The organism is Variovorax sp. LjRoot130, from assembly GCF_964253755.1.
In the GTDB taxonomy this organism is placed as follows: Bacteria; Pseudomonadota; Gammaproteobacteria; order Burkholderiales; family Burkholderiaceae_C; genus Variovorax.
This window is the reverse complement of the sequence record NZ_CAXURM020000001.1, coordinates 4,933,726-4,957,088: the sequence shown is the minus strand read 5'-3', so window position 1 is coordinate 4,957,088 and position 23,363 is coordinate 4,933,726. Positions and strand designations below refer to the sequence as shown.

General features: G+C 66.8%; 20 protein-coding genes. 9 read left to right on the top strand and 11 right to left on the bottom strand.

The annotated features are described in order from the left end of the window. Positions 1-48 precede the first annotated feature (48 nt). Positions 49-1,167, top strand: a complete 1,119-nt coding sequence (locus ACSQ86_RS24605) for a 3-deoxy-7-phosphoheptulonate synthase (protein ID WP_436309734.1) — start codon at positions 49-51, stop codon at positions 1,165-1,167. 16 nt (positions 1,168-1,183) lie between these two features. Here ACSQ86_RS24605 and ACSQ86_RS24600 read toward each other — a convergent pair whose 3' ends face one another. Together ACSQ86_RS24600 and mpl are read right to left on the bottom strand one after the other, a co-directional pair. Continuing rightward, complete coding sequence (locus ACSQ86_RS24600; protein ID WP_436305438.1) at positions 1,184-1,684, bottom strand: cupin domain-containing protein; 501 nt, start codon at positions 1,682-1,684, stop codon at positions 1,184-1,186. A gap of 4 nt (positions 1,685-1,688) precedes the next feature. After that, complete coding sequence (gene mpl / locus ACSQ86_RS24595; RefSeq protein ID WP_436309733.1) at positions 1,689-3,092, bottom strand: UDP-N-acetylmuramate:L-alanyl-gamma-D-glutamyl-meso-diaminopimelate ligase; 1,404 nt, start codon at positions 3,090-3,092, stop codon at positions 1,689-1,691. Between the two features lie 67 nt (positions 3,093-3,159). On the opposite strand from mpl, the gene ACSQ86_RS24590 reads away from it, so the two are divergent. From ACSQ86_RS24590 to ACSQ86_RS24560, 7 genes are all read left to right on the top strand, one after another. Next, complete coding sequence (locus ACSQ86_RS24590; protein WP_436305436.1) at positions 3,160-3,753, top strand: hypothetical protein; 594 nt, start codon at positions 3,160-3,162, stop codon at positions 3,751-3,753. Further along, positions 3,750-4,283 carry a TlpA family protein disulfide reductase gene (locus ACSQ86_RS24585; protein ID WP_093104048.1) on the top strand — a complete coding sequence of 178 codons (534 nt, stop codon included), beginning with the start codon at positions 3,750-3,752 and terminating at the stop codon, positions 4,281-4,283. The genes ACSQ86_RS24590 and ACSQ86_RS24585 overlap by 4 nt, the downstream gene beginning before the upstream one ends. A 122-nt stretch (positions 4,284-4,405) precedes the next feature. Beyond that, positions 4,406-4,873 (top strand): acetyl-CoA carboxylase biotin carboxyl carrier protein, encoded by a 468-nt coding sequence (accB, locus tag ACSQ86_RS24580; RefSeq protein ID WP_093104050.1) that lies wholly within the window; start codon positions 4,406-4,408, stop codon positions 4,871-4,873. A 2-nt stretch (positions 4,874-4,875) separates the two neighbouring features. After that, on the top strand, positions 4,876-6,225 hold the full coding sequence (gene accC, locus ACSQ86_RS24575; RefSeq protein ID WP_436293614.1) for an acetyl-CoA carboxylase biotin carboxylase subunit: 1,350 nt from the start codon (positions 4,876-4,878) through the stop codon (positions 6,223-6,225). A gap of 16 nt (positions 6,226-6,241) precedes the next feature. After that, positions 6,242-7,126, top strand: a complete 885-nt coding sequence (prmA, locus tag ACSQ86_RS24570) for a 50S ribosomal protein L11 methyltransferase (protein WP_436309732.1) — start codon at positions 6,242-6,244, stop codon at positions 7,124-7,126. 42 nt (positions 7,127-7,168) lie between these two features. Then, a complete protein-coding gene (locus ACSQ86_RS24565) occupies positions 7,169-8,473 on the top strand; it encodes a zinc-ribbon and DUF3426 domain-containing protein (protein ID WP_436305434.1) in 1,305 nt (434 codons plus the stop codon). Positions 8,474-8,516: 43 nt separating this feature from the next. Continuing rightward, entirely contained in the window at positions 8,517-9,419 is a 903-nt protein-coding gene (locus ACSQ86_RS24560; RefSeq protein WP_093104056.1) for a carbohydrate kinase family protein, read from the top strand. 104 nt (positions 9,420-9,523) lie between these two features. On the opposite strand, the gene ACSQ86_RS24555 is transcribed toward ACSQ86_RS24560, so the two are convergent. From ACSQ86_RS24555 to ACSQ86_RS24520, 8 genes are all read right to left on the bottom strand, one after another. After that, positions 9,524-10,003: a histone H1-like DNA-binding protein gene (locus tag ACSQ86_RS24555; RefSeq protein ID WP_436306352.1), complete on the bottom strand. Its 480-nt coding sequence runs from the start codon at positions 10,001-10,003 to the stop codon at positions 9,524-9,526. Positions 10,004-10,196: 193 nt separating this feature from the next. After that, positions 10,197-11,423 (bottom strand): ribonucleotide-diphosphate reductase subunit beta, encoded by a 1,227-nt coding sequence (locus ACSQ86_RS24550; protein ID WP_436305433.1) that lies wholly within the window; start codon positions 11,421-11,423, stop codon positions 10,197-10,199. A 150-nt stretch (positions 11,424-11,573) separates the two neighbouring features. Further along, positions 11,574-14,501 carry a ribonucleoside-diphosphate reductase subunit alpha gene (locus ACSQ86_RS24545; protein ID WP_436305432.1) on the bottom strand — a complete coding sequence of 976 codons (2,928 nt, stop codon included), beginning with the start codon at positions 14,499-14,501 and terminating at the stop codon, positions 11,574-11,576. Between the two features lie 349 nt (positions 14,502-14,850). Further along, entirely contained in the window at positions 14,851-15,447 is a 597-nt protein-coding gene (ampD, locus tag ACSQ86_RS24540; RefSeq protein WP_436309731.1) for a 1,6-anhydro-N-acetylmuramyl-L-alanine amidase AmpD, read from the bottom strand. Then, on the bottom strand, positions 15,434-16,954 hold the full coding sequence (locus ACSQ86_RS24535; protein ID WP_436309730.1) for a sigma-54-dependent transcriptional regulator: 1,521 nt from the start codon (positions 16,952-16,954) through the stop codon (positions 15,434-15,436). Before ACSQ86_RS24535 ends, ampD begins: the two co-directional genes overlap by 14 nt. Before the next feature lie 4 nt (positions 16,955-16,958). Continuing rightward, positions 16,959-18,650, bottom strand: a complete 1,692-nt coding sequence (locus ACSQ86_RS24530; RefSeq protein ID WP_436293610.1) for a two-component system sensor histidine kinase NtrB — start codon at positions 18,648-18,650, stop codon at positions 16,959-16,961. Positions 18,651-18,662: 12 nt separating this feature from the next. After that, positions 18,663-18,899, bottom strand: coding sequence for a PP0621 family protein (locus ACSQ86_RS24525; protein WP_093104065.1), 237 nt, complete (start codon positions 18,897-18,899; stop codon positions 18,663-18,665). After that, on the bottom strand, positions 18,896-19,705 hold the full coding sequence (locus ACSQ86_RS24520; protein ID WP_436293607.1) for a cytochrome C assembly family protein: 810 nt from the start codon (positions 19,703-19,705) through the stop codon (positions 18,896-18,898). Before ACSQ86_RS24520 ends, ACSQ86_RS24525 begins: the two co-directional genes overlap by 4 nt. An 80-nt stretch (positions 19,706-19,785) precedes the next feature. Here ACSQ86_RS24520 and ffh point away from each other — a divergent pair, with 80 nt between their 5' ends. Further along, positions 19,786-21,168, top strand: coding sequence for a signal recognition particle protein (gene ffh / locus ACSQ86_RS24515; RefSeq protein WP_093104068.1), 1,383 nt, complete (start codon positions 19,786-19,788; stop codon positions 21,166-21,168). Positions 21,169-21,223: 55 nt separating this feature from the next. On the opposite strand, the gene mdoH is transcribed toward ffh, so the two are convergent. After that, positions 21,224-23,224: a glucans biosynthesis glucosyltransferase MdoH gene (gene mdoH, locus ACSQ86_RS24510; RefSeq protein WP_436309729.1), complete on the bottom strand. Its 2,001-nt coding sequence runs from the start codon at positions 23,222-23,224 to the stop codon at positions 21,224-21,226. Positions 23,225-23,363 lie beyond the last annotated feature (139 nt).

The following is a 23,363-nucleotide window of genomic DNA, read 5'->3' as shown; positions in this document are numbered from 1 at the left end:
CGGCGGTTTTTTTATGCCCCGATGATTTTCAAAGTGAAGGAAGAAGCGATGAGCACGAACACTGCCCCGGCCACCGAGAACTGGTATGCGAGCGTCGAGAAAACCAGCCGAACCGACGACGAACGCATCAAGGACATCACCGTGCTGCCCCCTCCCGAACATCTGATCCGTTTCTTCCCGATCCGCGGCACGCCGGTCGAATCGCTGATCACCGGCACCCGCCGCGCCATCCACAACATCATGGCCGGCAAGGACGACCGGCTACTGGTCGTGATGGGCCCGTGCTCGATCCACGACCCGGCCGCCGCGCTCGAATACGCAAGGCGCCTGAAGGCCGAGCGCGAGAAGTACGCCGGCACACTGGAGATCGTGATGCGGGTCTACTTCGAAAAGCCGCGCACGACGGTGGGCTGGAAGGGGCTCATCAACGACCCCTACCTCGACGAGAGCTTCCGCATCGACGAGGGCCTGCGCATCGCGCGCCAACTGCTCATCGACATCAACCGGCTGGGGCTGCCGGCCGGCAGCGAGTTCCTCGACGTGATCTCGCCGCAGTACATCGGCGACCTGATCTCCTGGGGCGCGATCGGCGCCCGCACCACCGAGAGCCAGGTGCACCGCGAACTGGCTTCTGGCCTGTCGGCGCCGATCGGCTTCAAGAACGGCACCGACGGCAACATCCGCATTGCGACCGACGCCATCCAGGCGGCGGCGCGCGGGCACCACTTCCTCTCGGTGCACAAGAACGGACAGGTGGCGATCGTGCAGACCAACGGCAACAAGGACTGCCACGTGATTCTGCGCGGCGGCAAGGCGCCCAACTACGACGCCGCGAGCGTGGCCGCCGCCTGCGAGGACCTCGAAGCCGCCAAGCTGCCGCCGACGCTGATGGTCGACTGCAGCCACGCCAACAGCAGCAAGCAGCACCAGAAGCAGATCGACGTGGCGAAGGACATCGCCGCGCAGATTGCGGGCGGCAGCAAGAGGGTGTTCGGCCTGATGGTCGAGAGCCACCTGAGCGCGGGCGCCCAGAAGTTCAGCGCCGGCAAGGACCGCGTGGCCGATCTGGAATACGGCAAGAGCATCACCGATGCCTGCCTGGGCTGGGACGATTCGGCCCAGGTGCTGGAGCTGCTGTCGCAAGCGGTGAAACAGCGCCGCGGCTGAATCGGTGCGACGGCGCTCAGATCAGCGCCGCCAGCTCCGGCCAGTGGTGGCGCAGCAGCGCCGCCTCGTCGCCCTCGGGTTGCATGAACGAGAAATCGCTGAAGTCGAAACCGGGTCCCACGGTGCAACTGACCAGCGTGTAGTCGTCGGTGGCCTGCGACACGATGGGCCGGGCTGCTTGCCACTGGCCTGCCGGAACGGTGTGCTGCGGTCGCGTGCCGTGGACATCGACCGGGCCCAGCCGCAGGTGGACCGGCGGCGTGCGCAGCGCCCCATCGCTGGTCCAGAGCGCGAGCGGAACCCCTTCGAGATGGATCCACACTTCGTCGGACGCCACACGGTGCCAGCGCGAATGCTGGTGGGCTTCCAGCAGGAAATAGATGGTAGTGAGCGCCTGGCGGGCCGGCCGCCCATCGGCGGGCATGACCTGCGCTGTCGAGCGGAACACCTCGCGGAACCAGCCGCCCTCGGGATGAGGCTGCAGATTCAGGGTATCGATGAGCTCCTGTGCGCGCATGAGCCTATTCTGCCGCGCCTGTCGCGCGCAAGGCGGAAAGAAGCTTCTCGTGCACGCCTCCGAAACCGCCGTTGCTCATGCAGACGATGTGATCGCCCGGCCGCGCTGCCGCGACGATCTGCGCCACCAGCGGCTCGATTGCGCCGGCCACCTGCGCCCGGTCGCCCATCGGCGCGAGCGCTGCGGCAGCGTCCCATTCCAGTCCGCCGCTATGGCAGAAAGCGAGGTCGGCCGCTTCGAGGCTCCAGGGCAGCTGGGCCGCCATGGTGCCCAGCTTCATGGTGTTGCTGCGCGGTTCGAAGGCGGCCAGGATGCGCTCGCCCTGGTGGCCGTCGGCGTCGAGCTTCTTTCGCAGGCCGTCGAGCGTGGTGCGGATCGCCGTCGGGTGGTGCGCGAAGTCGTCGTAGACCGTGATCGCTGCGCCCGCGCGCGCGACGGTGCCGCGCAGCTCCATGCGGCGGCGCACGTTGCGGAAGCTGGCCAGAAAGCCGGCCGCTTCGGCCGGCGCCACGCCCACGTGCTCCGCGGCGGCGATCGCGGCGAGCGCATTCATCTGGTTGTGCAGACCGGACAGCGCCCATTCGACGCGGCCGACCCGCTCGCCTTGGCGCAGCACCTCGAACGCGTCGTGCGGCCCATGGGCCTGCCATTCGCCGCCGGCGCCGAAGCGGGCCAGTTCGCTCCAGCAGCCCTGGGCCAGCACGCGCTGCAGACTTTCCTCGGTGGCGTTGACGACCACACGGCCCGTCCCCGGCACGATGCGGACGAGGTGGTGGAATTGCCGTTCGATCGCCCCCAGGTCGTCGAAGATGTCGGCGTGGTCGAACTCCAGGTTGTTCAGGATCGCGGTGCGCGGGCGGTAATGGACGAACTTGCTGCGCTTGTCGAAGAAGGCCGTGTCATATTCGTCGGCTTCGATCACGAACTTGTTCTTGCCGAGCCGGGCCGAGACGCCGAAGTCGAGCGGCACACCGCCCACCAGGAAACCCGGCGCCAGGCCGGCGCGTTCGAGGATCCAGGCCAACATCGAAGTGGTGGTGGTCTTGCCGTGCGTGCCGGCCACCGCCATCACATGCCGGCCCTGCAGCACGTGTTCTGCCAGCCATTGCGGGCCGCTGGTGTAGCTGGCGCCGGCGTCGAGGATGGCTTCCATCAGCGGGAACTTGGGTGTGCCGTCGGCGAGCCGGGCGCGGGACACCACGTTGCCGATGACGAAGACATCGGGCCGCAGCGCCATCTGGTCGGCGTCGTAGCCTTCGATCAGCTCGATGCCGAGCGAGCGCAGTTGGTCGCTCATCGGCGGATAGACGCCGGCATCGCAACCGGTCACCCGATGGCCGGCTTCGCGCGCCAATGCGGCGACACCGCCCATGAAGGTGCCGCAGATGCCGAGGATGTGAATATGCATCGGTCGATTCTAGGGACGCAGGGCGGCCGGTCTTCTGCCGGTGCCTTACTGCGGGCAAAATGGGCCGATGGACACGTCCAAGCAGGAAATTGCCGCCGCTGCGGCCCGCCTCGTCGTCGAGGAAGGGCTGGAGTACGGCCCCGCCAAGCGCCGCGCGCTGCGCGACCTGGGTCTGCCTGTGCGTACGCCGCTGCCGAACAACGACGAGATCGAGGCCGAGGTGCGGGATTACATCCGGCTCTATTGCGCGGACACCCAGCCCAAGGAATTGCACGCGCTGCGCCAGCTGGCGCTCGAATGGATGGAGCGGATGGCGCAGTTCCGGCCTCACATCGGTGGCGCCGTGTGGCACGGCACGGCGACGCGCCTGTCGGACATCTACATCCAGCTCTTCTGCGACGACCCGAAGTCCGCCGAGATCGCGCTCATCGACCACCATGTCGATTACGAGCCGCGCATGGTCACCGGCTTCCATGGCGAGCAGGTCGAAGCCCTCAGCGTTCATGTGGCGAGCCGGGCACTCGGCGAGGAGATTGGCGTGCACCTGCTGGTGTACGACCTCGACGATCTGCGAGGCGCGCTCAAGCCTGACGCGCAGGGCCGCATCCCGCGTGGCAACCTGGCCGCGCTCAGGCGGCTGATAGAAAAGGACAGTGGATGACTTCGAGCCCCACGCGCCGGGCCTGGCTCTATGGCGGCGTCGCCGCGGTGGCGGCCGTTGCCGGTCTGGGCGGTGCTCTGTGGCACCGCCGGGGCGGCGCGGCCGGCGGCGAGCAGCTGGACGCCGCATTCTGGGCGCAGCGCTTCGATCGGCCCGAAGGTGGCGAACTGGTGTTCGAGAGTCTGCGGGGCAAGCCGCTGTTGCTCAACTTCTGGGCCACCTGGTGTCCTCCTTGCGTCGAGGAGATGCCCATGCTCGATGCGTTCTTTCGCGAAAATGCGGCCAACGGCTGGCAAGTTGTCGGTCTGGCGATCGATCAGCCCACCGCGGTTCGCAAGTTCCTGACCAAGACGCCGGTCAGCTACCCCATCGGTCTGGCGGGGCTGCAAGGCACGGAACTGGTCAAGAATCTGGGCAACACGGCCGGCGGTCTGCCCTTCACCTTGGTGCTCGATGCGGGTGGCGCAGTGGCGGCGCGTAAAATGGGCAAGCTCGAGCCGGGTGATCTCCAGGCATGGCGACGGGCCTAGTTCACGGCTAGAATCGCTCGCCCGTTCGGGCAGTTGATGGCGAAACGCCGAAATACGCCGAAAAACACCGATTTTTAGGCGAGTTAAATCCTAATAGCCGGCAAAGCCGGCGCTGGAGTCCCATGGATCTGCGCAAGCTCAAGACACTGATCGATCTGGTGTCCGAATCGAATATTTCCGAACTGGAAATCACTGAAACCGAAGGCAAGGTCCGCATCGTCAAGGGCGGCGTCGCCGCACCGGTTCAATACATTCAAACCGTCGCCGCGCCGGCTCCGGCCATCGGCGCTGCAGCACCGGCCGGTGCCATCGCCGCGCCAGTCGCGGCGGCGCCGGCCGCAGAGGCGGCGCCCGTCGGCCATGCCATCAAGTCGCCGATGGTCGGCACCTTCTACCGCTCCTCCAGCCCCGGTGCACCCGCATTCGTCGAGATCGGCAGCCAGGTCAAGGAAGGCGACACGGTCTGCATCATCGAGGCGATGAAGATCCTCAACGAGATCGAGGCCGACAAGGCCGGCACCATCACACAGATCCTCGGCGAAAACGGTCAGGCGGTCGAATACGGCCAGCCGCTGTTCATCATCGAGTGACCATGTTCAAGAAGATACTGGTCGCCAACCGCGGCGAAATCGCGCTGCGCATCCAGCGCGCCTGCAGCGAGTTGGGTATCAAGGCCGTGATGGTCTATTCCGAGGCCGATCGCGATGCCAAATACGTGAAGCTGGCCGAGGAAGCGGTATGCATCGGCCCGGCCCCTTCCTCGCAGAGCTATCTGAACATGCCGGCGATCATCTCGGCGGCCGAAGTGACGGACTCCGAGGCGATCCACCCGGGTTACGGCTTTCTGAGCGAGAACGCCAACTTCGCCGAACGCGTGGAGCAGAGCGGTTTTCAATTCATCGGCCCCACGCCCGAATCGATCCGCATCATGGGCGACAAGGTCTCGGCCAAGCAGGCCATGATCAAGGCTGGCGTCCCCTGCGTGCCCGGCTCGGAGGGCGAACTGTCCGACGATTCCTCGACCAACAAGCGCATCGCCCGGGCGATCGGCTATCCGGTCATCATCAAGGCGGCGGGCGGCGGCGGCGGGCGCGGCATGCGCGTGGTGCACACCGAGGCGGCGCTGGTCAATGCGATCCAGATGACCAAGGCGGAGGCCGGCGCGGCCTTCAACAATCCATCGGTCTACATGGAGAAGTTTCTCCAGAACCCGCGCCACATCGAGATCCAGATCCTCGCCGACAAGCACAAGAACGCGGTCTACCTGGGCGAGCGCGACTGCTCGATGCAGCGGCGCCACCAGAAGGTGATCGAGGAATCGCCCGCACCGGGCATCCCGCGCAAGTTGATCGAGAAGATCGGCGAGCGCTGCGCGGCCGCCTGCAAGAAGATCGGCTACCGCGGCGCCGGAACCTTCGAGTTTCTCTACGAAAACGGCGAGTTCTACTTCATCGAGATGAACACGCGCGTGCAGGTGGAGCACCCGGTCACCGAATTCACGACCGGCATCGACATCGTGAAGACGCAGATCATGGTCGCCGCCGGCGAGAAGCTGCCGTTCACGCAGCGCCAGATCGAGATGCGCGGCCACTCGATCGAGTGCCGCATCAATGCCGAAGACGCCTACAAGTTCACGCCCTCGCCGGGCCGCATCACGATGTGGCATCCGCCGGGCGGGCCGGGGGTGCGCGTGGATTCGCACGTCTACACCAACTACTTCGTGCCGCCGAACTACGACTCGATGGTTGGCAAGATCATCGTTCACGGCGATACCCGCGACCAGGCCTTGGCGCGCATGCGCACGGCGTTGAGCGAAACGGTGATCGAGGGTATCCAGACCAACATCCCGCTGCACCGCGAGTTGATGGTCGACGCCAAGTTCATGAGCGGCGGCACCAACATCCACTACCTCGAAGAGTGGCTCGCGGCCCACAAGCGCTGAGCGGGACCGCGGCACCGTGTTCGAACTCCGCCTGCTCGCGCCGGAAGATCGCGTCGAAACCGTCAGCGATGCGCTCGAGGCGCTCGACGCGCTGAGCGTTTCGGTCGAGGACGCGGATGCCCAGACCGATGCCGAGCAGGCCCTGTTCGGCGAGCCGGGCATGCCGCCGCCCAAGGGAGGCTGGCAGCGCTCCCGGGTGATCGCCTTGTTTGCCGCCGAGGCGCAGGCGCGGGAGGCTGCTGCGGTGCTGGCCGCGCAGGACTTCTTTGTGGATTGCGAGGTGCTTGGATTGACCGAGGTGCCCGAGCAGGACTGGGTGCGGCTGACGCAGTCCCAGTTCGCACCGGTCGAAATCACCCCCGAGTTCTGGATCGTGCCCACCTGGCACGATCCGCCGGCGCAAGCGCAGCAGGTCATCCGGCTGGACCCGGGTCTTGCCTTCGGCACCGGCACGCACCCGACCACGCGCATGTGCCTGCGCTGGATCGCAACGCGCGGGGAGCTCCGTGGGAAGCGCGTGCTCGACTACGGTTGCGGCTCCGGCATCCTGGCGATCGGCGCGGCCAAGTTCGGCGCGACCGACATCGACGCCGTCGACATCGACGAAGCCGCCGTGGATTCGACGCGGCTCAACGCTGAGGCGAACGAGGTGCAACTGAAGGCCGGCCTGTCCGACTTGGCAACTGGCCGCTACGACATCGTGCTCGCCAACATCCTCGCCACGCCGCTGAAGGTGCTTGCGCCTTTGCTGTGCGAGCACGTCGCAGCGGGCGGTTCGCTGGTGCTGGCGGGCATCCTCGAGCGCCAGGCCGACGAACTGAAGCTCGCCTATGCGCCCTATGCAGCGCTGGAAGTGAGCGACAGCGAGGACGGCTGGATTCTGATGACCGCGGCCCTCTAGATCGTCCTCGACGCTGGAGGTCGACCCTACAATCGGCGCCTCATGAGCCTGGTCACTCGCTGCCCCGCCTGCGCCACCACTTTCAAGGTGGTGAGGGACCAGCTTCGCATCTCCGACGGGTGGGTGCGCTGCGGCCGGTGCAGCGAGGTGTTCGACGCGACCGTCGATCTGCATGAAGCGCCCGATTCGGCGCCTGGACCCGCGGCAGTCGCACCGACGTCGGCGCCCGACGAAGGCACCAGCAGCGTGCCGCCCGACGCCGATCCGCCGATCGAAACTGAGCTGGACGAAGTGGCAGAGTGGCCCGCGGACGAGGAACCCGTGCGGAACCTCGAGGAGGCGGACTTCCTCGACGACGAACAAGAGATCGAACCACCGGTCGCCGAGCCGCCCGTCGCCGTGCCGCCGCCGCCTGCGTCCAAGACCTCGGCGCCATCCGATCCGCTGTCGTTCGCTGTCGGCGTCGTTGCGGACGAGCCCTGGCCCCAGCGCTCGCAGCCGATGCGTGCAGCCGAAGCGCAAGTGATTCCGCCTTATCCCTCGCTTCCGCCATTCCCGAACATCGACCTGAACCTGCCGGCCGCCCCGCCCATCGGCCGCGAGCCGCCACCGCCACGGCCGTCGCCGCCACCTCCGCCGGCGGCTGAAGAAGACACCGGCAACGCGCAACTGCAGAAGGCGCTGCGCCGTGCGCGTGCCAAGTCCGCCAAGATCGCCAGGGCGAAGGCGCGCGGAGAAGAGCGGGCGGCGCGCGAATCGGCGCCCGTGGTGCTGGCCGCTAGCGAGCCTGAGCCTGCTATCGAGCTCGCTCGGCGCAGCCCTCGGTTTTTGGGCGCCGCCGCCGAGGGATCGGCATTCTGGCAGCGGCCAGCGGTGCGGCGCTCCCTGATCGTCGTGGCCGCGCTGGCTGCGCTTCTTCTGCTCGTGCAGGTATTGCATCAGGAGCGCGACCTCATCGCCGCTCGCCAGCCGGGGCTGCGTCCCGCGCTCGCGGCGCTGTGCAGCCTGACGGGCTGCGAGCTCTCGGCGCTGCGCCAGATCGGCGACATCACGATCGATGGCGCCTCCTTCGCGCGCGAGAAAAGCGGCGATGCCTACCGCCTCAGCTTCACCTTGCGCAATGCCGCCACCGTGCCGCTCGCGATGCCCGCGGTCGAGTTGTCCTTGCTCGACATGCAGGAGCGTGCCGTGATCCGGCGCGTGCTCATGCCGGCCGAGTTCGGCGCGCCGCCCGTCCTGCCCGCCCGTGCCGAGCGCGCGGCGTCGTTGCCGCTGGCGCTGACCGGGCCCGAGGCCGCGGCACTGGCGCCGATCGCAGGCTACCGGGTGCTGGCCTTCTATCCTTGAGCCGCGCGCTCTTTTCTTTTTTCAATCAACCAACGGTTCATCCATGGCAGCAGTGATTTGCGGTTCCCTCGCGTTCGACACCATCATGACTTTCGAGGGACGGTTCGCCGATCAGATCCTTCCGGACCAGTTGCACATCCTCAACGTGTCCTTTCTCGTGCCCGGCCTCAGGCGCGACTTCGGCGGTTGTGCGGGCAACATCGCCTACAGCCTCAACGCGCTAGGCGGCACGGCACTGCCGATGGCGACGGTCGGCAGCGACGGCGTCGACTACCTGGAGCGGCTGCGAACGCTGGGCATCAGCACCGAGTTCGTGCGGCAGGTGGACGACAGCTTCACCGCGCAGGCCATGATCATGAACGACCGCGACAACAACCAGATCACGGCCTTCCACCCGGGCGCGATGCAGCAGGCGCACATCACGCGCATCGCGGCGCGCGAGGACATCCGGCTCGGCATCATCGCGCCCGACGGCCGCGAGGCGATGCTGCAGCATGCCGAGCAGCTCAAGGCTGCGGACATCCCTTTCGTGTTCGATCCCGGCCAGGGCCTGCCGATGTTCGACGGCAAGGAACTCGCGCATTTCGTCGACTTGGCCAGCTGGGTGGTGGTCAACGACTACGAGGGAAAGATGCTCTCGCAGCGCACGGGCTGGAGCCTTGCTGAGATCTCGAAGCGTGTGCGCGGACTGGTTGTGACGCTGGCTGCCGAAGGCTGCGAAGTGTGGACCGAAGGCGAGCGCGAGCACGTGCCCGGCGTGAAGCCGACGGCCGTGGTCGAGCCGACGGGTTGCGGCGATGCATGGCGCGGCGCGCTGCTGTTCGGGCTGGAGCAGGGCTGGCCGCTCGCGCGTTGCGCTGCGTTGGGCAACCGCATCGGCGCGCTCAAGATCGCGCAACGCGGGCCGCAGAATTACCAGGTGGATCGGAAGGCGCTCGGCCTCTGAGCCCATAAAAAAGCCCAGCACCTGTCTTCGGTGCCGGGCCAACCATAAAAAAAGCCCAGCACCTTGCGGTGCCGGGCTTTGTGCCTTCAAGGCCGCTGAACGACTCAGGGCTTGCTGGCCGTCGGAAACGGCCAGGCTGCCTGGGGGTTCAGCGTCGTTTGCGCTGCAGGAGCAGGCACTACGGCTGCCTTGGCGGGCGCTTTCGCGGCCTTCTTGGCAGCAGGCTTTTTCGCTGCTTTCTTGGCAGCAGGCTTCTTGGCTGCAGCCTTTTTCGCAGGCGCTTTCTTGGCAGGCGCCTTTTTCGCGGCGGCCTTCTTCGCCGGCGCCTTCTTGGCTGCTGCCTTCTTCGCAGGCGCCTTTTTCGCGGCGGCCTTCTTCGCCGGCGCCTTCTTCGCTGCTACCTTCTTGGCAGGAGCCTTCTTCGCAGCGGCCTTCTTCGCCGGTGCCTTCTTGGCTGCTACCTTCTTGGCAGGAGCCTTCTTCGCAGCGACCTTCTTGGCCGGTGCCTTCTTGGCGGCGACCTTCTTAGCCGGAGCCTTCTTTGCAGCGGCTTTCTTGGCCGGCGCTTTCTTTGCAGTTGCCATTTCTATTTTCTCCTTGATCAAGTTGAAAAAATCAACCTTTTGAAGCACTCCACGCATGTTGGTAGCGTGAAGCGATTCATGGCGTTGGAGCAAGCCCCAGCACCATGAACACCTGAGCTTTTCACCGCCGCACTCTTCGGTGCGTGTAGCCGGCGAAAGCAATTCTTGAACTCACTTTATTTGTCGGAACGATTCAATCCCAGGAGAGCGCACCACCCGACTGATACTCGATCACGCGGGTTTCGAAGAAGTTGCGCTCCTTCTTCAGGTCAATCATTTCGCTCATCCAGGGGAACGGGTTTTCCTCGTTCGGGAAGAGCGTTTCCAGGCCGATCTGCTGCGCGCGCCGGTTGGCGATGTAGCGCAGGTAGCCCTTGAACATGGAGGCATTCATGCCGAGCACGCCGCGAGGCATGGTGTCTTCGGCGTAGCGGTACTCGAGCTCGACGGCCTTCAGGAAGAGGGCCTTGATCTCGGCCTTGAACTCCGCGGTCCAGAGGTGCGGATTCTCGAGTTTCAGTTGGTTGATCAGGTCGATGCCGAAGTTGCAGTGCATCGACTCGTCGCGCAGGATGTACTGGTACTGCTCGGCGGCGCCGGTCATCTTGTTCTGGCGGCCCAGCGCGAGGATCTGGGTGAAGCCGACGTAGAAGAACAGCCCCTCCATCAGGCAGGCGAAGACGATCAGCGACTTGAGCAGGGTCTGGTCGTTCTCGTGCGTGCCGGTGTGGAAGTGCGGGTCGCTGATGGCTTCGATGAAGGGGATCAGGAACTGGTCCTTCTCGCGGATCGACGGCACCTCGTTGTAGGCGTTGAAGATCTCGCTCTCATCCAGGCCGAGCGACTCGACGATGTACTGGTAGGCGTGCGTGTGGATCGCTTCCTCGAAGGCCTGGCGCAGCAGGAACTGGCGGCACTCGGGGGCCGTGATGTGGCGGTAGGTGCCCAGCACGATGTTGTTGGCGGCCAGCGAATCGGCGGTCACGAAGAAGCCGAGGTTGCGCTTGACGATGCGGCGCTCGTCTTCGGTCAGGCCGTTCGGGTCTTTCCAGAGCGCGATGTCGCGCGTCATGTTCACTTCCTGCGGCATCCAGTGATTGGCGCAGGTGGCGAGGTACTTCTCCCAGGCCCACTTGTACTTGAACGGAACCAACTGGTTGACGTCGGTCTGGCCGTTGATGATGCGCTTGTCGGCGGCCTTCACGCGGCGCGCGGCCTGCGCTTGCGGCATGGAAGCCGGAGCAGGCCGCAGTGCGACGCCATCATCGAGTGTGCGGAAAGTCGGGGCGATAGGAGCAATTTGCGAAGTCGGGAACTCCGACGAGCGACCGACGGTCGCGTCGTTGTTTGATGAGTGCCGCAATCCTTGTTGCAGATCCTTTGGCAAGGAGGGCTTGACTTCTTCGTCCCAGGTCAACATAGAAAAATCCAATGCTCAAATTATGTGAGCAACGATGTGAGTTGCAAAGTGCTGCTTCACATCGCGCTCCAATTATGTTGCCGTTATGTTGTTCGCATGCATCGCCATTTGTCAGGCGATGCCGCGAATCACGGCAACTTCACGCTGACATCACTGGCACGCTTCGCACGTCGGATCGTCGACGCCGCAGAACGCGATGTCGGTCGCCGGCATCGCACTCAGCTGCGCTTGCGCTGCGAGCGCAGCCGCTTCGAGCGCGCTCATGCCCGACGAAGATGCGTCGCCACTGCCATTGCTTCCCGAGGACACCGCGTTGAGCCGGCCCGATTGCACCGTCGATTTCTCGGCGTGCGTCGCGCTCTGCGTGCGCAGGTAGTAAGTGGTCTTCAGGCCGCGCAGCCACGCGAGCTTGTAGGTGTCGTCGAGCTTCTTGCCCGACGCGCCGGCCATGTAGATGTTGAGCGACTGCGCCTGGTCGATCCACTTCTGGCGACGCGCGGCGGCTTCCACCAGCCAGGTGGTTTCGACCTCGAACGCGGTGGCATAGAGCGCCTTGACGTCCTGCGGTACGCGGTCGATCGGGCGCAGCGAGCCGTCGAAGTGCTTGAGGTCCATCACCATCACGTCGTCCCACAGGCCCAGGCGCTTGAGGTCTCGCACCAGGTAGTGGTTGATGACGGTGAACTCGCCGGAGAGGTTCGACTTGACCGACAGGTTGCCGAAGCAGGGCTCGATCGAGGCGTCGACGCCGATGATGTTCGAGATGGTCGCCGTCGGCGCGATGGCGACGCAGTTCGAGTTGCGCATGCCGTCGGCCTTGATCTTCTGGCGCAGCGCATTCCAGTCGAGCGTGGACGAGCGGTCGACGTCGACGTAGCCGCCGCGCGCCTTCTCGAGCAGGTCGAGCGTGTCCGGCGGAAGCACTCCCTTGTCCCACAGCGAGCCCTTGTAGCTCGAATACTTGCCGCGCTCGCGCGCCAGTTCGGTCGAGGCCCAGTAGGCGTGGTAGCAGATCGCTTCCATCGACTCGTCGGCGAACTGCACCGCTTCCTGCGAGGCGTAGGGAATGCGCAGCTCGTACAGCGCGTCCTGGAAACCCATCACGCCGAGGCCGACCGGGCGATGGCGCAGGTTGGAGTCGCGCGCCTTCTTGACCGCGTAGTAGTTGATGTCGATCACGTTGTCGAGCATGCGCATCGCGGTCGAGATCGTGCGCTGGAGCTTTTCCTGGTCGACCTTGCCGTCCTTCAGATGCTGCAGCAGGTTGACCGAGCCGAGGTTGCAGACCGCGGTTTCGGTGTCGCTGGTGTTGAGCGTGATCTCGGTGCACAGGTTCGACGAATGGACCACGCCGGCATGCTGCTGGGGCGAGCGCACGTTGCAGGCATCCTTGAAGGTGATCCACGGATGCCCGGTCTCGAACAGCATCGTGAGCATCTTGCGCCAGAGATCGGTGGCCTGGACCGTGCGGCTCGGCTTGATTTCGCCGCGCGCGGCCTTCTCTTCGTAGGCGGCGTAGGCGGTCTCGAAGTCGGTGCCGAACTTGTCGTGCAGGTCGGGCACGTTGGAGGGCGAGAACAGCGTCCAGCTGCCCTTTTCCATCACGCGGCGCATGAACAGGTCGGGAATCCAGTTCGCCGTGTTCATGTCGTGCGTGCGGCGGCGGTCGTCGCCGGTGTTCTTGCGCAGTTCGAGGAACTCCTCGATGTCGAGGTGCCAGCTTTCCAGGTAGGTGCAGACCGCGCCCTTGCGCTTGCCGCCCTGGTTGACCGCCACCGCGGTGTCGTTCACCACCTTGAGGAAGGGCACCACGCCCTGCGACTCGCCGTTGGTGCCCTTGATGTGGCTGCCGAGCGCGCGCACACGGGTCCAGTCGTTGCCCAGGCCGCCCGCGAACTTGGACAGCAGGGCGTTTTCCTTGATCGACTCGTAGATGCCGTCGAGGTCGTCGGGCACCGTGGTCAGGTAGCAGCTCGAGAGCTGCGAGCGCAGCGTGCCGCTGTTGAACAGGGTGGGCGTGCTCGACATGAAGTCGAAGGAGGACAGCACTTCGTAGAACTCGATCGCGCGGGCTTCGCGGTCGATTTCATTGAGGGCCAGCCCCATCGCCACGCGCATGAAGAAAGCCTGCGGCAGTTCGATGCGGGTCTTGCGCACGTGCAGGAAGTAGCGGTCGTAGAGGGTCTGCAGGCCGAGGTAGTCGAACTGCAGGTCGCGCTGGGGCTTGAGCGCGGCGCCGAGGCGGTTCAGGTCGTACTGCAGCAGCTTCTCGTCGAGCAGCTCGTTGTCGACGCCCTTCTTGACGAACTGCGGGAAGTAGTCGGCGTAGGCCTGGGCACGTTCGGCCGGCATCACCTCGCGGCCGATGATCTCCTTGAAGATCGTGTGCAGCAGCAGGCGCGCGGTGGCGAAGGTGTAGTCGGGGTCCTTCTCGATCAGCGTGCGAGCCGCCAGGATCGACGCCTTGTAGACCTCGTCGAGCGGCACGCCGTCGTAGAGGTTGCGCATCGTTTCGGCCACGATCGGGCCGGCCGTGATGCTGTCGCCCAGGCCTTCGCAGGCGGATTCGATCAGGCCCTTGAGTTCGTTGAGGTCGAGCGCGACGCGCTCGCCGCGGTCGAGCACGTGCAGCGTCGAAACGGCGATCTGCGCGTCCTGTTCGCCCGACTTCGAGCGTTCCTGCGAGCGGCGCTCGCGGTACAGCACGTAGGCGCGCGCGATCTCGTGGTGGCCGCCGCGCATCAGGCCGAGTTCGACCTGGTCCTGCACGTCCTCGATGTGGAAGGTGCCGCCGCCCGGACGCGAGCGCACCATAGCGCGGACCACGCCCTGGGTCAGGTTGTCGACCGTCTCGCGCACGCTGGCGGAAGCCGCGCCCTGGGTGCCGTGCACCGCGAGGAAGGCCTTCATCATCGCGATCGCGATCTTGTTGGGCTCGAAGGGCACGACCGCGCCGTTGCGGCGAATGATCTGGTAGTGGGCGAGCGCGTTGCTGGCGGGCGAGCCTGCGACATCGTTTTTTTGCGGCGTCGAGGGTACGGCGCGAGGTGTGGCGGGGGTGTTCAGGGCAGTTTGCATTCGTTCCTCTGTTGGCAATTCTTGTTGGGGCGGTGGTGCCGCTTGCGGCCGGTTGCTCGGCATGAAGCACGGGGCAGGGCACACTATATCTAGGGTCTCGCGGGTCTACAACCCACTAGATGTAGTGTTTTCCCAATGGTTCAAGGAACAAGTTCACAGCGAAGAGCTCTCAGATGAAGAGCTATGCCGCGCCGTTGCTGACCCACCTTAGCGCCTGCCGCTGTCCATGGGCCTTGCAGGCGTTTTTGGGCCTGAAAGGCGCATGGTTGCTGCGCCGCCGGGGTTGCGCGATCGGCGTTGTTGCGCTGCATCCGCTGCGCATCGCGGGATGCATCGCGATTGAAAAATTTCAGCTCACCGCGACGTCGTCGGGGAACATCGCGCGGTCCCAGCCCAGTTGCTCCTGCAGCAGGCGCCAGTCGAAGCCGCTGCCTGGGTCCGCCTTGCGGCCCGGCGCTATATGTTCATGGCCCGCGATGAACGCGATCGCATGGCGCTGCGCGAGCGCCGGGCAAAGGCTCGCGAGGGTCTCGTATTGGGCGGGCTCGAAGCCTTCGCCCTCCAGGCCTTCCAGCTCGATGCCGATCGAGTCGTCGTTGCAGTTGGCGCGGCCGCGCCACGATGAAGGACCGGCATGCCAGGCGCGGTCGTCGCAACTCACGAACTGCCACAGCTCGCCGCTGCGGCGCACATAGAAATGGGCCGAGACCTCGATGCCGCGGATGGTCTGGAAGTAGGGATGCGCATCCCAGTCCAGCTGGTTCGTGAAAAGCTGCTGGACCTCGTCGCCGCCATAGCGTCCCGGCGGCAGGCTGATCGAATGCAGCACGATCAGATCGATCTGCGCGCCCTCGGGGCGCGGCCCGAAATTCGGCGAGCGCAGTTGCCGGGCGAAGCGGTACCAGCCGGCCTGCCAAAGGCCTGCGTTGTCTTCAGTCGTCGGCACCGTTGCCACTCGCCTCGTCGCCGCTGGGGGTCGCGATGCCCAGGCGCGCGATCCGGTAGCGAATCTGCCTGAGGCTCAGGCCGAGCCGCGCCGCGGCAGCGGTCCGGTTGAAGCCGCTCTCCTGCAGCGCACGCACGAGGATCTCGCGCTCCTGCTGGTCGAGATAACTCTGCAGGTCGCTCGGTACCGCGGGTGCCGGCTTTGCTTCGGAGGGCGCTGCTGTCGTGCTGGCTGCGGGCTGCTGTTCCGGAGTTGCCGGCGCCGGGGCCACAGGCAGTGCCATGCTGGCGCTGCCCACGAAATCGAGATGGAGCACGTCGCCATCGCTCAAGGCCACGGCGCGATGCAAAAGGTTTTCGAGCTCACGCACGTTGCCGTGCAGCGGATGCTCCGCGAGGCGCTGCAGCACCTCGGGCGAAAGAACGGGCACCGGCATGCCGGCATCGCGCGCGATGCGTGCGAGCAGGGCCTCGCAGAGTGCGGGCAGGTCTTCGCGCCGCTCGCGCAAGGCCGGCACCGCGATCTCGATCACGTTGAGGCGATAGAACAGGTCCTGGCGGAAGCGGCCGGCTTGCACCTCGGCCTGCAGATCCTTGTGGGTCGCGCTCACGATGCGCACGTCGACCGCATCTTCCTGGGTCGAACCGATCGGGCGCACGCTGCGCTCCTGGATCGCGCGCAGCAACTTGGATTGCATCGGAAGCGGCAGGTCGCCGATCTCGTCGAGGAACAGCGTGCCGCCGCGGGCGGCCTGGAAGTAGCCGTCGCGGTCCTGCGAGGAGCCGGTGTAGGAGCCTTTTCTCGCACCGAAGAATTCGGCCTCGAGCAGATTCTCGGGAATCGCGCCGCAGTTGACGGCGACGAAAGGACCGTCGCTGCGCTGGCTGCAGGCATGCACCGCGCGTGCCACCAGTTCCTTGCCGGTGCCGGACTCGCCGCGCACCAGCACCGGCGCCATGCCGCGCGCCACCTTGGCGATGCGGGACTTGACGAGGCGCATCGGCTCGGAAGCGCCAACCAGCCGTTCGAGCGCAGCCAAGCCGGCGTTGCTGGTCGTCGCCGCGACCTTGCTGCTGCCCTCGTCGGCCTGGCGCATGGGCCGTGCAGGCGCAGCCTGGGCCTGCACGGCAGAGGCGACGACGGCGCGGAACTGCTTGAGGTCCACCGGCTTGGTGAGGTAGTCGAAGGCGCCGGCCTTGAGGGCCTCGACCGCGTTCTCGGCCGAGCCGTAGGCCGTCATCACCACGCAGCGCTCGCTGCGCTGGTCCTGCTGGATGCGCTGCAGGATCTCCATGCCGAGCCCGTCGGGCAGGCGCATGTCGGTGATCACGGCATCGAAGCGGCCCGCGTCCAGGTGCTCGCGGGCTTCCGACACGCTGCCGGCCGCCTCGACCCGGTAGCCCTCGCGCAGCAGCGTGAGTTCATAGAGCGTGCGCAGGTCGGGCTCGTCGTCGACGACCAGGATCTGGGCAGGGGGCCGAGGTGCTGAGGAGGTGGGGGTGCTCACGGCGCTATTGTGTCAGCCGGGTCTCGCCCGCAGCGAAGGAGACGAAGAATTCGTTGCCTTCCGGCCCCGCGGCGTAAAGGGCGCGGCGCTCGTAGCCGATCGTCGCGCCGTGCCGCTCGCACAGCTCGCGGCAGAGGAAGAGGCCGAGGCCGCTGGAGCGGCTTTCGGAGGAGAAGAAGGGTTCGAACAGATGGCGCTGCACCGCAGGTTCGAGCGGTGCGCCGTCGCTCCACACCTGCAGGCTGGCGCGGCCGGCCGCGTTCTGGCGCGTCGTCACCTGGATCGAGCCTTCGCGATCGCCGGCATAGCGCGCGGCGTTGTCGAGCAGGTTCACGAGGATGCGCCGCAGATGTTCGATGTCGAAGCGCACCACGCTGCCGGCCGCTTCGAGAACCAGCAGCACGCCCTGGCGCTGCGAGTGCCGCACCCACTCCTCGGCGAGCGTGCGCACGGTCGAATCGAGGGCCAGCTGTTCGCCCAGCGGCAGCACCCGCTGCTGGCGGGCCCGCGCGACATCGAGCACTTCGTCGACGATGCGCGAGAGCCGCTGTGCGTTCTGCTGCACCATCGTCGTCAATTGGCGGTGCGCCGGGTCGACCAGGTCCTCGCCCAGCAGCGCGCTGGCCTGGGTGATGGCGGCCAGCGGGTTGCGGATCTCGTGCGCGACGGCCGCCGACATGCGGCCCATGGCCGCCAGCTTCTCGGTGCGGATGCGCGCCTGGAGCTCGCGCAGGTCCTGCAGGAACATCACGCACAGGCTCTCGGTGTGGCGGTCGGTGCCCGGCGTGAGCCGCGTGCGGACCCGCACTTCGCGCGGCGCGCCCTGCGCCTGCGCGACCGGAATTTCCTTCGATTGCGGCGTGCGCCGCGCGAAGGTCTGGCGCGCAATCGCGGCCAGGGCGGCCCAGGCCGGATAGGTGCTCAGCGCGAAGGGCAGTGCGAGTTCTGCCAGCCCCTGCCCGAGAATCGCGTTGGCGGCGGGGTTGGCGGCATGCACCTGCCCTCGCTCGTCGATCACGAGCACGCCTTCGCTGAGGGTCTCGATCACGAGGTCGTTCACCAGCGCGTGCATCTGGGCGGTGCTTCGATTGCGCTGCGCCAGCGCTTCTTCGCGCGTGAGCCGCCGCGCCAGCTCGTGCGCGAGCAGCGCCACCACGAACAAGCCGGTGCCGGTCAGCGCCGCCTGCACGAAACGCGGCGATGCGTCGCCCGGCTGCTGCAGCCAGTACCAGCCCGCATGCACCAGCAGCAGCAGCGTGACGGCCGCGGTGGTGCCCAGGCCCACCATGCCCGAGCCCAGCACCGCGCCCATCAGCACCGGCAAGGCAAAGAGCGGCGTGTAGTTGATGCTGCCGATCTGCAGCAGTTGCAGCGCGGTGAAGGTGATCAGGTCGATGCCGATGGTCGAAAGCCAGGCGGCGCCGAAGCCGCGCACCGGCAGCTGGAAGAGCGCATAGCGTGCCGCCAGCAAGGCCGCCCCCAGGTAGCCGACGGACAGCGCGATCGCCGCCGGCTCCAGCGGCTGCCCGAGCGCGAAGGTCACCGCCTGCAACAGCAGCAGCACGACGGCGACGAAGCAGCGCGCGGTCATGAAGCCGCGCCACAGGCGCAGCAGCGCCGAGCTTTCGCGGCCGAACTGATCGAGCAGGCTCCAGTCCGTCGCCGGCTCGCCACGCGACCAGAGGAATGTGCTCATCGGCAATGCGCCTCAGTGCGCAGCCGCCTGGCGGTGCGCAGCGCTGCAATACACCGCGCCGTCGGGTCCGCTGATGGCATCCGCTGCCGGCAGATGCAGCCCGCAATGGGCGCAGCGCACCATGGCCTGCGGCGCCCCGACGGCCGGCGTGGCGGGCGGCGGCGGGCGCGAGCGCATCTCGTCGCGCCGATTCTTGCGCCAGAGCCAGATCGCCACGAAGACCACGGCGAGGACGAGCAGGTATTTCATGGTGTCGCGCGCGCCAGCACCACTTCGAGCACGAAGCGCGATCCGACGTAGGCCAGCAGCAGCAGGGCGGAGCCCGCGTAGAGCACGCGCCGGGCCGTGCGGCCGCGCCAGCCGAAGCGAGCGCGCCCGATCAGCAGCACCGCGAAACTGAGCCAGGCCAGCACCGAGAACACGGTCTTGTGGTCCCATTTCCAGGCCCGCGCACTGGCGCCGTACAGCGTCTCGCTGAACAGCAGGCCGGCGAGCAGCGTGGCCGACAGCAGCACGAAGCCGGCGGTGACGAAGCGGAAGGTGAGGCGCTCCATCGTCAGCAGCGGCACACCGCCCTGCGGCTCGGCCGCGAGCCGGATCTGCTTTTCGGCACGGGTCATGAGCCAGGCATGCACCACCGCCGCGGCGAACAGGCCGTATGAGGCGATGCCGAGCGCCAGGTGCAGCGGCAGCCAGGGCGAGGCCGACACATGCAGCGGCGTGCCGGGGAACAGCACGGCGAGCAGCACCGCCGCCGCGCCCAGCGCCGCAAGCACGCGCCGCACCTTGAGCTGCGGGTACATGCGGCTTTCGATCGCGTACACCGTCAGCACCAGCCAGGCCGTGACCGACAGCGCCGGCGCGAAGCCGAAGCGCGGATCGCCGCCGACCAGCCCGACGCCCAGTGCGCAGGCGTGCAGCAGCCAGGCCAGCCCGAGCAGCCATTGCATGGAGGGGCGGCCCAGCCAGGAAGAGGCAGCGGCGGTCGTGCCATAGGCGGCGGCGGTGGCGATGCCCAGCGCCACGCCGAGTGGGGAGGGGATCGCTAAAATCATCGGTCGGAGTTTAGCGTCTCGCCTTGGCGAGACGCCTCTCGCTCCCGTCTATATACCGGTCCCGCCGAGCGGGAAGCACCATGGCCACCGCCCTCACCGAAAAATTCTCCCGCCTCGTCAAGCAGGTCAGCGGCCAGGCCCGCATCACCGAAAGCAATGTGCAGGACATGCTGCGCGAAGTGCGCATGGCCTTGCTCGAAGCCGACGTCGCTCTGCCCGTGGTGCGCGATTTCGTCGCCCGCGTGAAAGAAAAAGCGCTTGGCCAGGAGGTGCTCGGCTCGCTGAAACCCGGCCAGGCGCTGGTCGGCATCGTCAACCGCGAACTCGCCGCGACCATGGGCGAAGGCGTGGCCGACATCAACCTGGTGGCCCAGCCGCCGGCCGTGATCCTGATGGCTGGCCTGCAGGGCGCCGGCAAGACCACCACCACCGCCAAACTGGCCAAGCACCTGATCGAAAAGCGCAAGAAGAAGGTGCTGACCGTGTCGGGCGACGTCTACCGTCCGGCGGCCATCGAGCAGCTCAAGACGGTCACGAAGCAGGCCGGGGCCGAATGGTTCCCGAGCACGCCCGACCAGAAGCCGCTCGACATCGCACGCGCCGCGCTCGACCATGCCAAGCGCCATTTCTTCGACGTGCTGCTGGTCGACACGGCCGGCCGTCTCGCGATCGACGAGGTGCTGATGACCGAGATCCAGCAGCTGCACACCGCACTGAACCCGGTCGAAACCCTGTTCGTGGTCGATGCGATGCAAGGCCAGGATGCGATCAATACGGCCAAGGCCTTCAAGGAAGCGCTGCCGCTGACCGGCATCATCCTGACCAAGACCGACGGCGATTCGCGCGGCGGCGCGGCGCTGTCGGTGCGGCAGGTGACGGGCGTGCCGATCAAGTTCGCCGGTGTCAGCGAGAAGATCGACGGGCTGGAGGTGTTCGATGCCGAGCGCCATGCCGGACGCATCCTCGGCATGGGCGACATCGTCGCGCTGGTCGAGCAGGTCACGGCCGGCGTTGACGTCGCGGCCGCGCAGAAGCTGGCGGCCAAGGTCAAGAGCGGCGCTGGCTTCGACCTCAACGACTTCCTCGGCCAGCTGCAGCAGATGAAGCAGATGGGTGGCCTCTCCAGCATCATGGACAAGCTGCCCGCGCAGATGGCGGCCAAGGCCACCGAGGCCGACATGACGCGCGCCGAGCGCGACATCCGGCGCAAGGAAGGGATCATCAACAGCATGACGCCGCTGGAACGGCGCAAACCCGAGCTGCTCAAGGCCACGCGCAAGCGCCGCATCGCGGCCGGCGCCGGTGTGCAGGTTCAGGAAGTGAACCGACTGCTCAACGAGTTCGAGCAGATGCAAGGGATGATGAAGAAGATGAAGGGCGGCGGCCTCATGAAGATGATGAAGCGTATGGGCGGCATGAAGGGGATGCCCGGAATGGGCGGAGGCGGGATGCCGCGCTTCTGACCGCAATAAAAAAAGCCCGCTGACAGCGGGCTTTTTTTTCGGCGAGATCAGCGCGTCACACGCGTGCCAGTCTTACTGCATGCATCCACGCCCTGCGCAGCACGGCCGGCGAGCGCGACTCTTCGGGAATCAGCAGGAAGCCGCGATCGCGCAGCGAGTTGCCCAGTGCAATCTGGCTGGTCAGCACGGTCAGCGGGATCGCCAGCAGCAGCGGCAGGCCGACCGGCATCAGCCAGGCCAGCGCACCGGCGTCGATCAGCGCGATACCGACCGCCAGCGCCGCGATCACCAGGGTCATCGGCGCCAGCTGGGCGGCGGCGATGCGCCACGGCACAGCGGCCGCTTCGCGCGGAGGCGACTTCCAGTCCAGCTTGATGCCGGTGAGCGCCACGATCACGAACAGCGAGTGGGCCAGCATGCGGACCGGCGCTTGCACGATGGCCAGCGCGCTTTCGAGCGCGGCGCTCTTGAGCAGGCTGCCGATGCCGCCGTACTGGCGCTGCTCGCCGCGCATCAGCACGGCCGCGATGCCCAGGATGCGGGGCAGGAACAAGAGGCACAGCGTCCACAGCCAGAGGCCGGCCAGTTCCATCGGCATCACCAGCCAGTGGGCGACCACGCTGGAGCCGGTGAGCCACAGGGCCGTGCCCAGCGTCAGGAAGGCGAGCCACAGCGGCGCCGAGACATAGGCCATGGTGCCGGTGACGAACATCGCGCGGTGCACGGAATGCAGGCCCGGTTCGGCCATCAGGCGCGCGTTCTGCAGGTTGCCCTGGCACCAGCGGCGGTCGCGCTGCAGTTCGGCCAGGAGGTCCGGCGGCTGCTGCTCGTAGCTGCCGACCAGGTCGGCCACCAGCCACACGTGGTAGCCGGCGCGGCGCATCAGCGCGGCCTCGACGAAGTCGTGCGACATGATGCCGCCCGACATGCCTCCGGTGCCCTTGATCGGCGCCAGCGCGCAGTGTTCCATGAAGGGCTCGACGCGGAGGATCGCGTTGTGGCCCCAGTAGTGCGATTCGCCGAGCTGCCAGAACTGCATGCCGAGCGTGAACAGCCGGCCCGTCATGCGCGATGCGAACTGCTGGGCGCGGGCATGCAGCGTGACGTGGCCGATGGCCTGCGTCGCTGTCTGGATGATGCCGGCCGTCGGGTTGGCTTCCATCAGCTTGACCATCGAGGTCAGGCAGTCGCCGCTCATCACGCTGTCGGCATCGAGGACCACCATGTAGCGGTAGTCCTTGCCCCAGCGGCGGCAGAAGTCGGCCACGTTGCCGGCCTTGCGATGGGTGCGGCGCTTGCGCAGGCGGTAGTAGACCTCGACCTGCGGCTGGTTCGGGCTCTCGGCCAGCGCGGCGCGCAGCTCTTCCCAGGCGGCGCGTTCGGCGGCGGCAACCTCGGGCGTGTAGCTGTCGGACAGCACGAACACGTCGAACTGCCGCGCATGGCCGGTCGCGGCCACCGATTCGCAGGTCGCGCGCAGGCCGGCGAACACCGTGGCCACGTCCTCGTTGCAGATCGGCATGATGATCGCCGTGCGCGCTTCCGGATTCATCGGGTGGTCGGCCACCTGCTTGGCCGAGAGCGCGTGCTTGTCGCCGCGCACCGAGACGTAGAAGCCCATCAGCGCGGTCACGAAACCGGTCACGACCCAGCCCGAGAGCAGGCCGTAGAGGGCGATCTGGCTGTACTCGAGCCAGAGATTGTCGTAGTCGGGCTGCACGCGGGCGAACAGCGTCGAGGCGATCAGCGTGCTGAAGACGGTGAGCGCCATGAAGGCCAGGCGCCGCTGCGTGGCGGCACGCTGCCAGGGCTGCTTGGCCGCCCGGGCCGGCGCCGCGCTGCGCGCCGCCTGGGCTGCGCTGCCGGCGCCGAGCTTGACCAAGAGGGCCGTGCCGATGCTGTTCCAGAAGCCGCGCCAGGGGCGGGGCGCCATCGAACCGCGGTTGATCGGGGGCGCCGTCACCGAATTGGGATGGCGCTCTTCGCGGATCGGGCTGCGGTGCGAAAAATCCGCGGCCGTCAGCACTTTCAGTTGGGAGAAATCGTTGGGCTTCATATGCGACTCACCACCGTTGCTTCTGGACGGATGGCGTGTCGCCGATTGCCGGAAAGCGCTTGAACACGCAGTCCGGTGCGGCACCGCCGGCGTTTGCCAGCGCGGCCGCTGAATGACCCGCGGCACGGGGCCGCGAGAG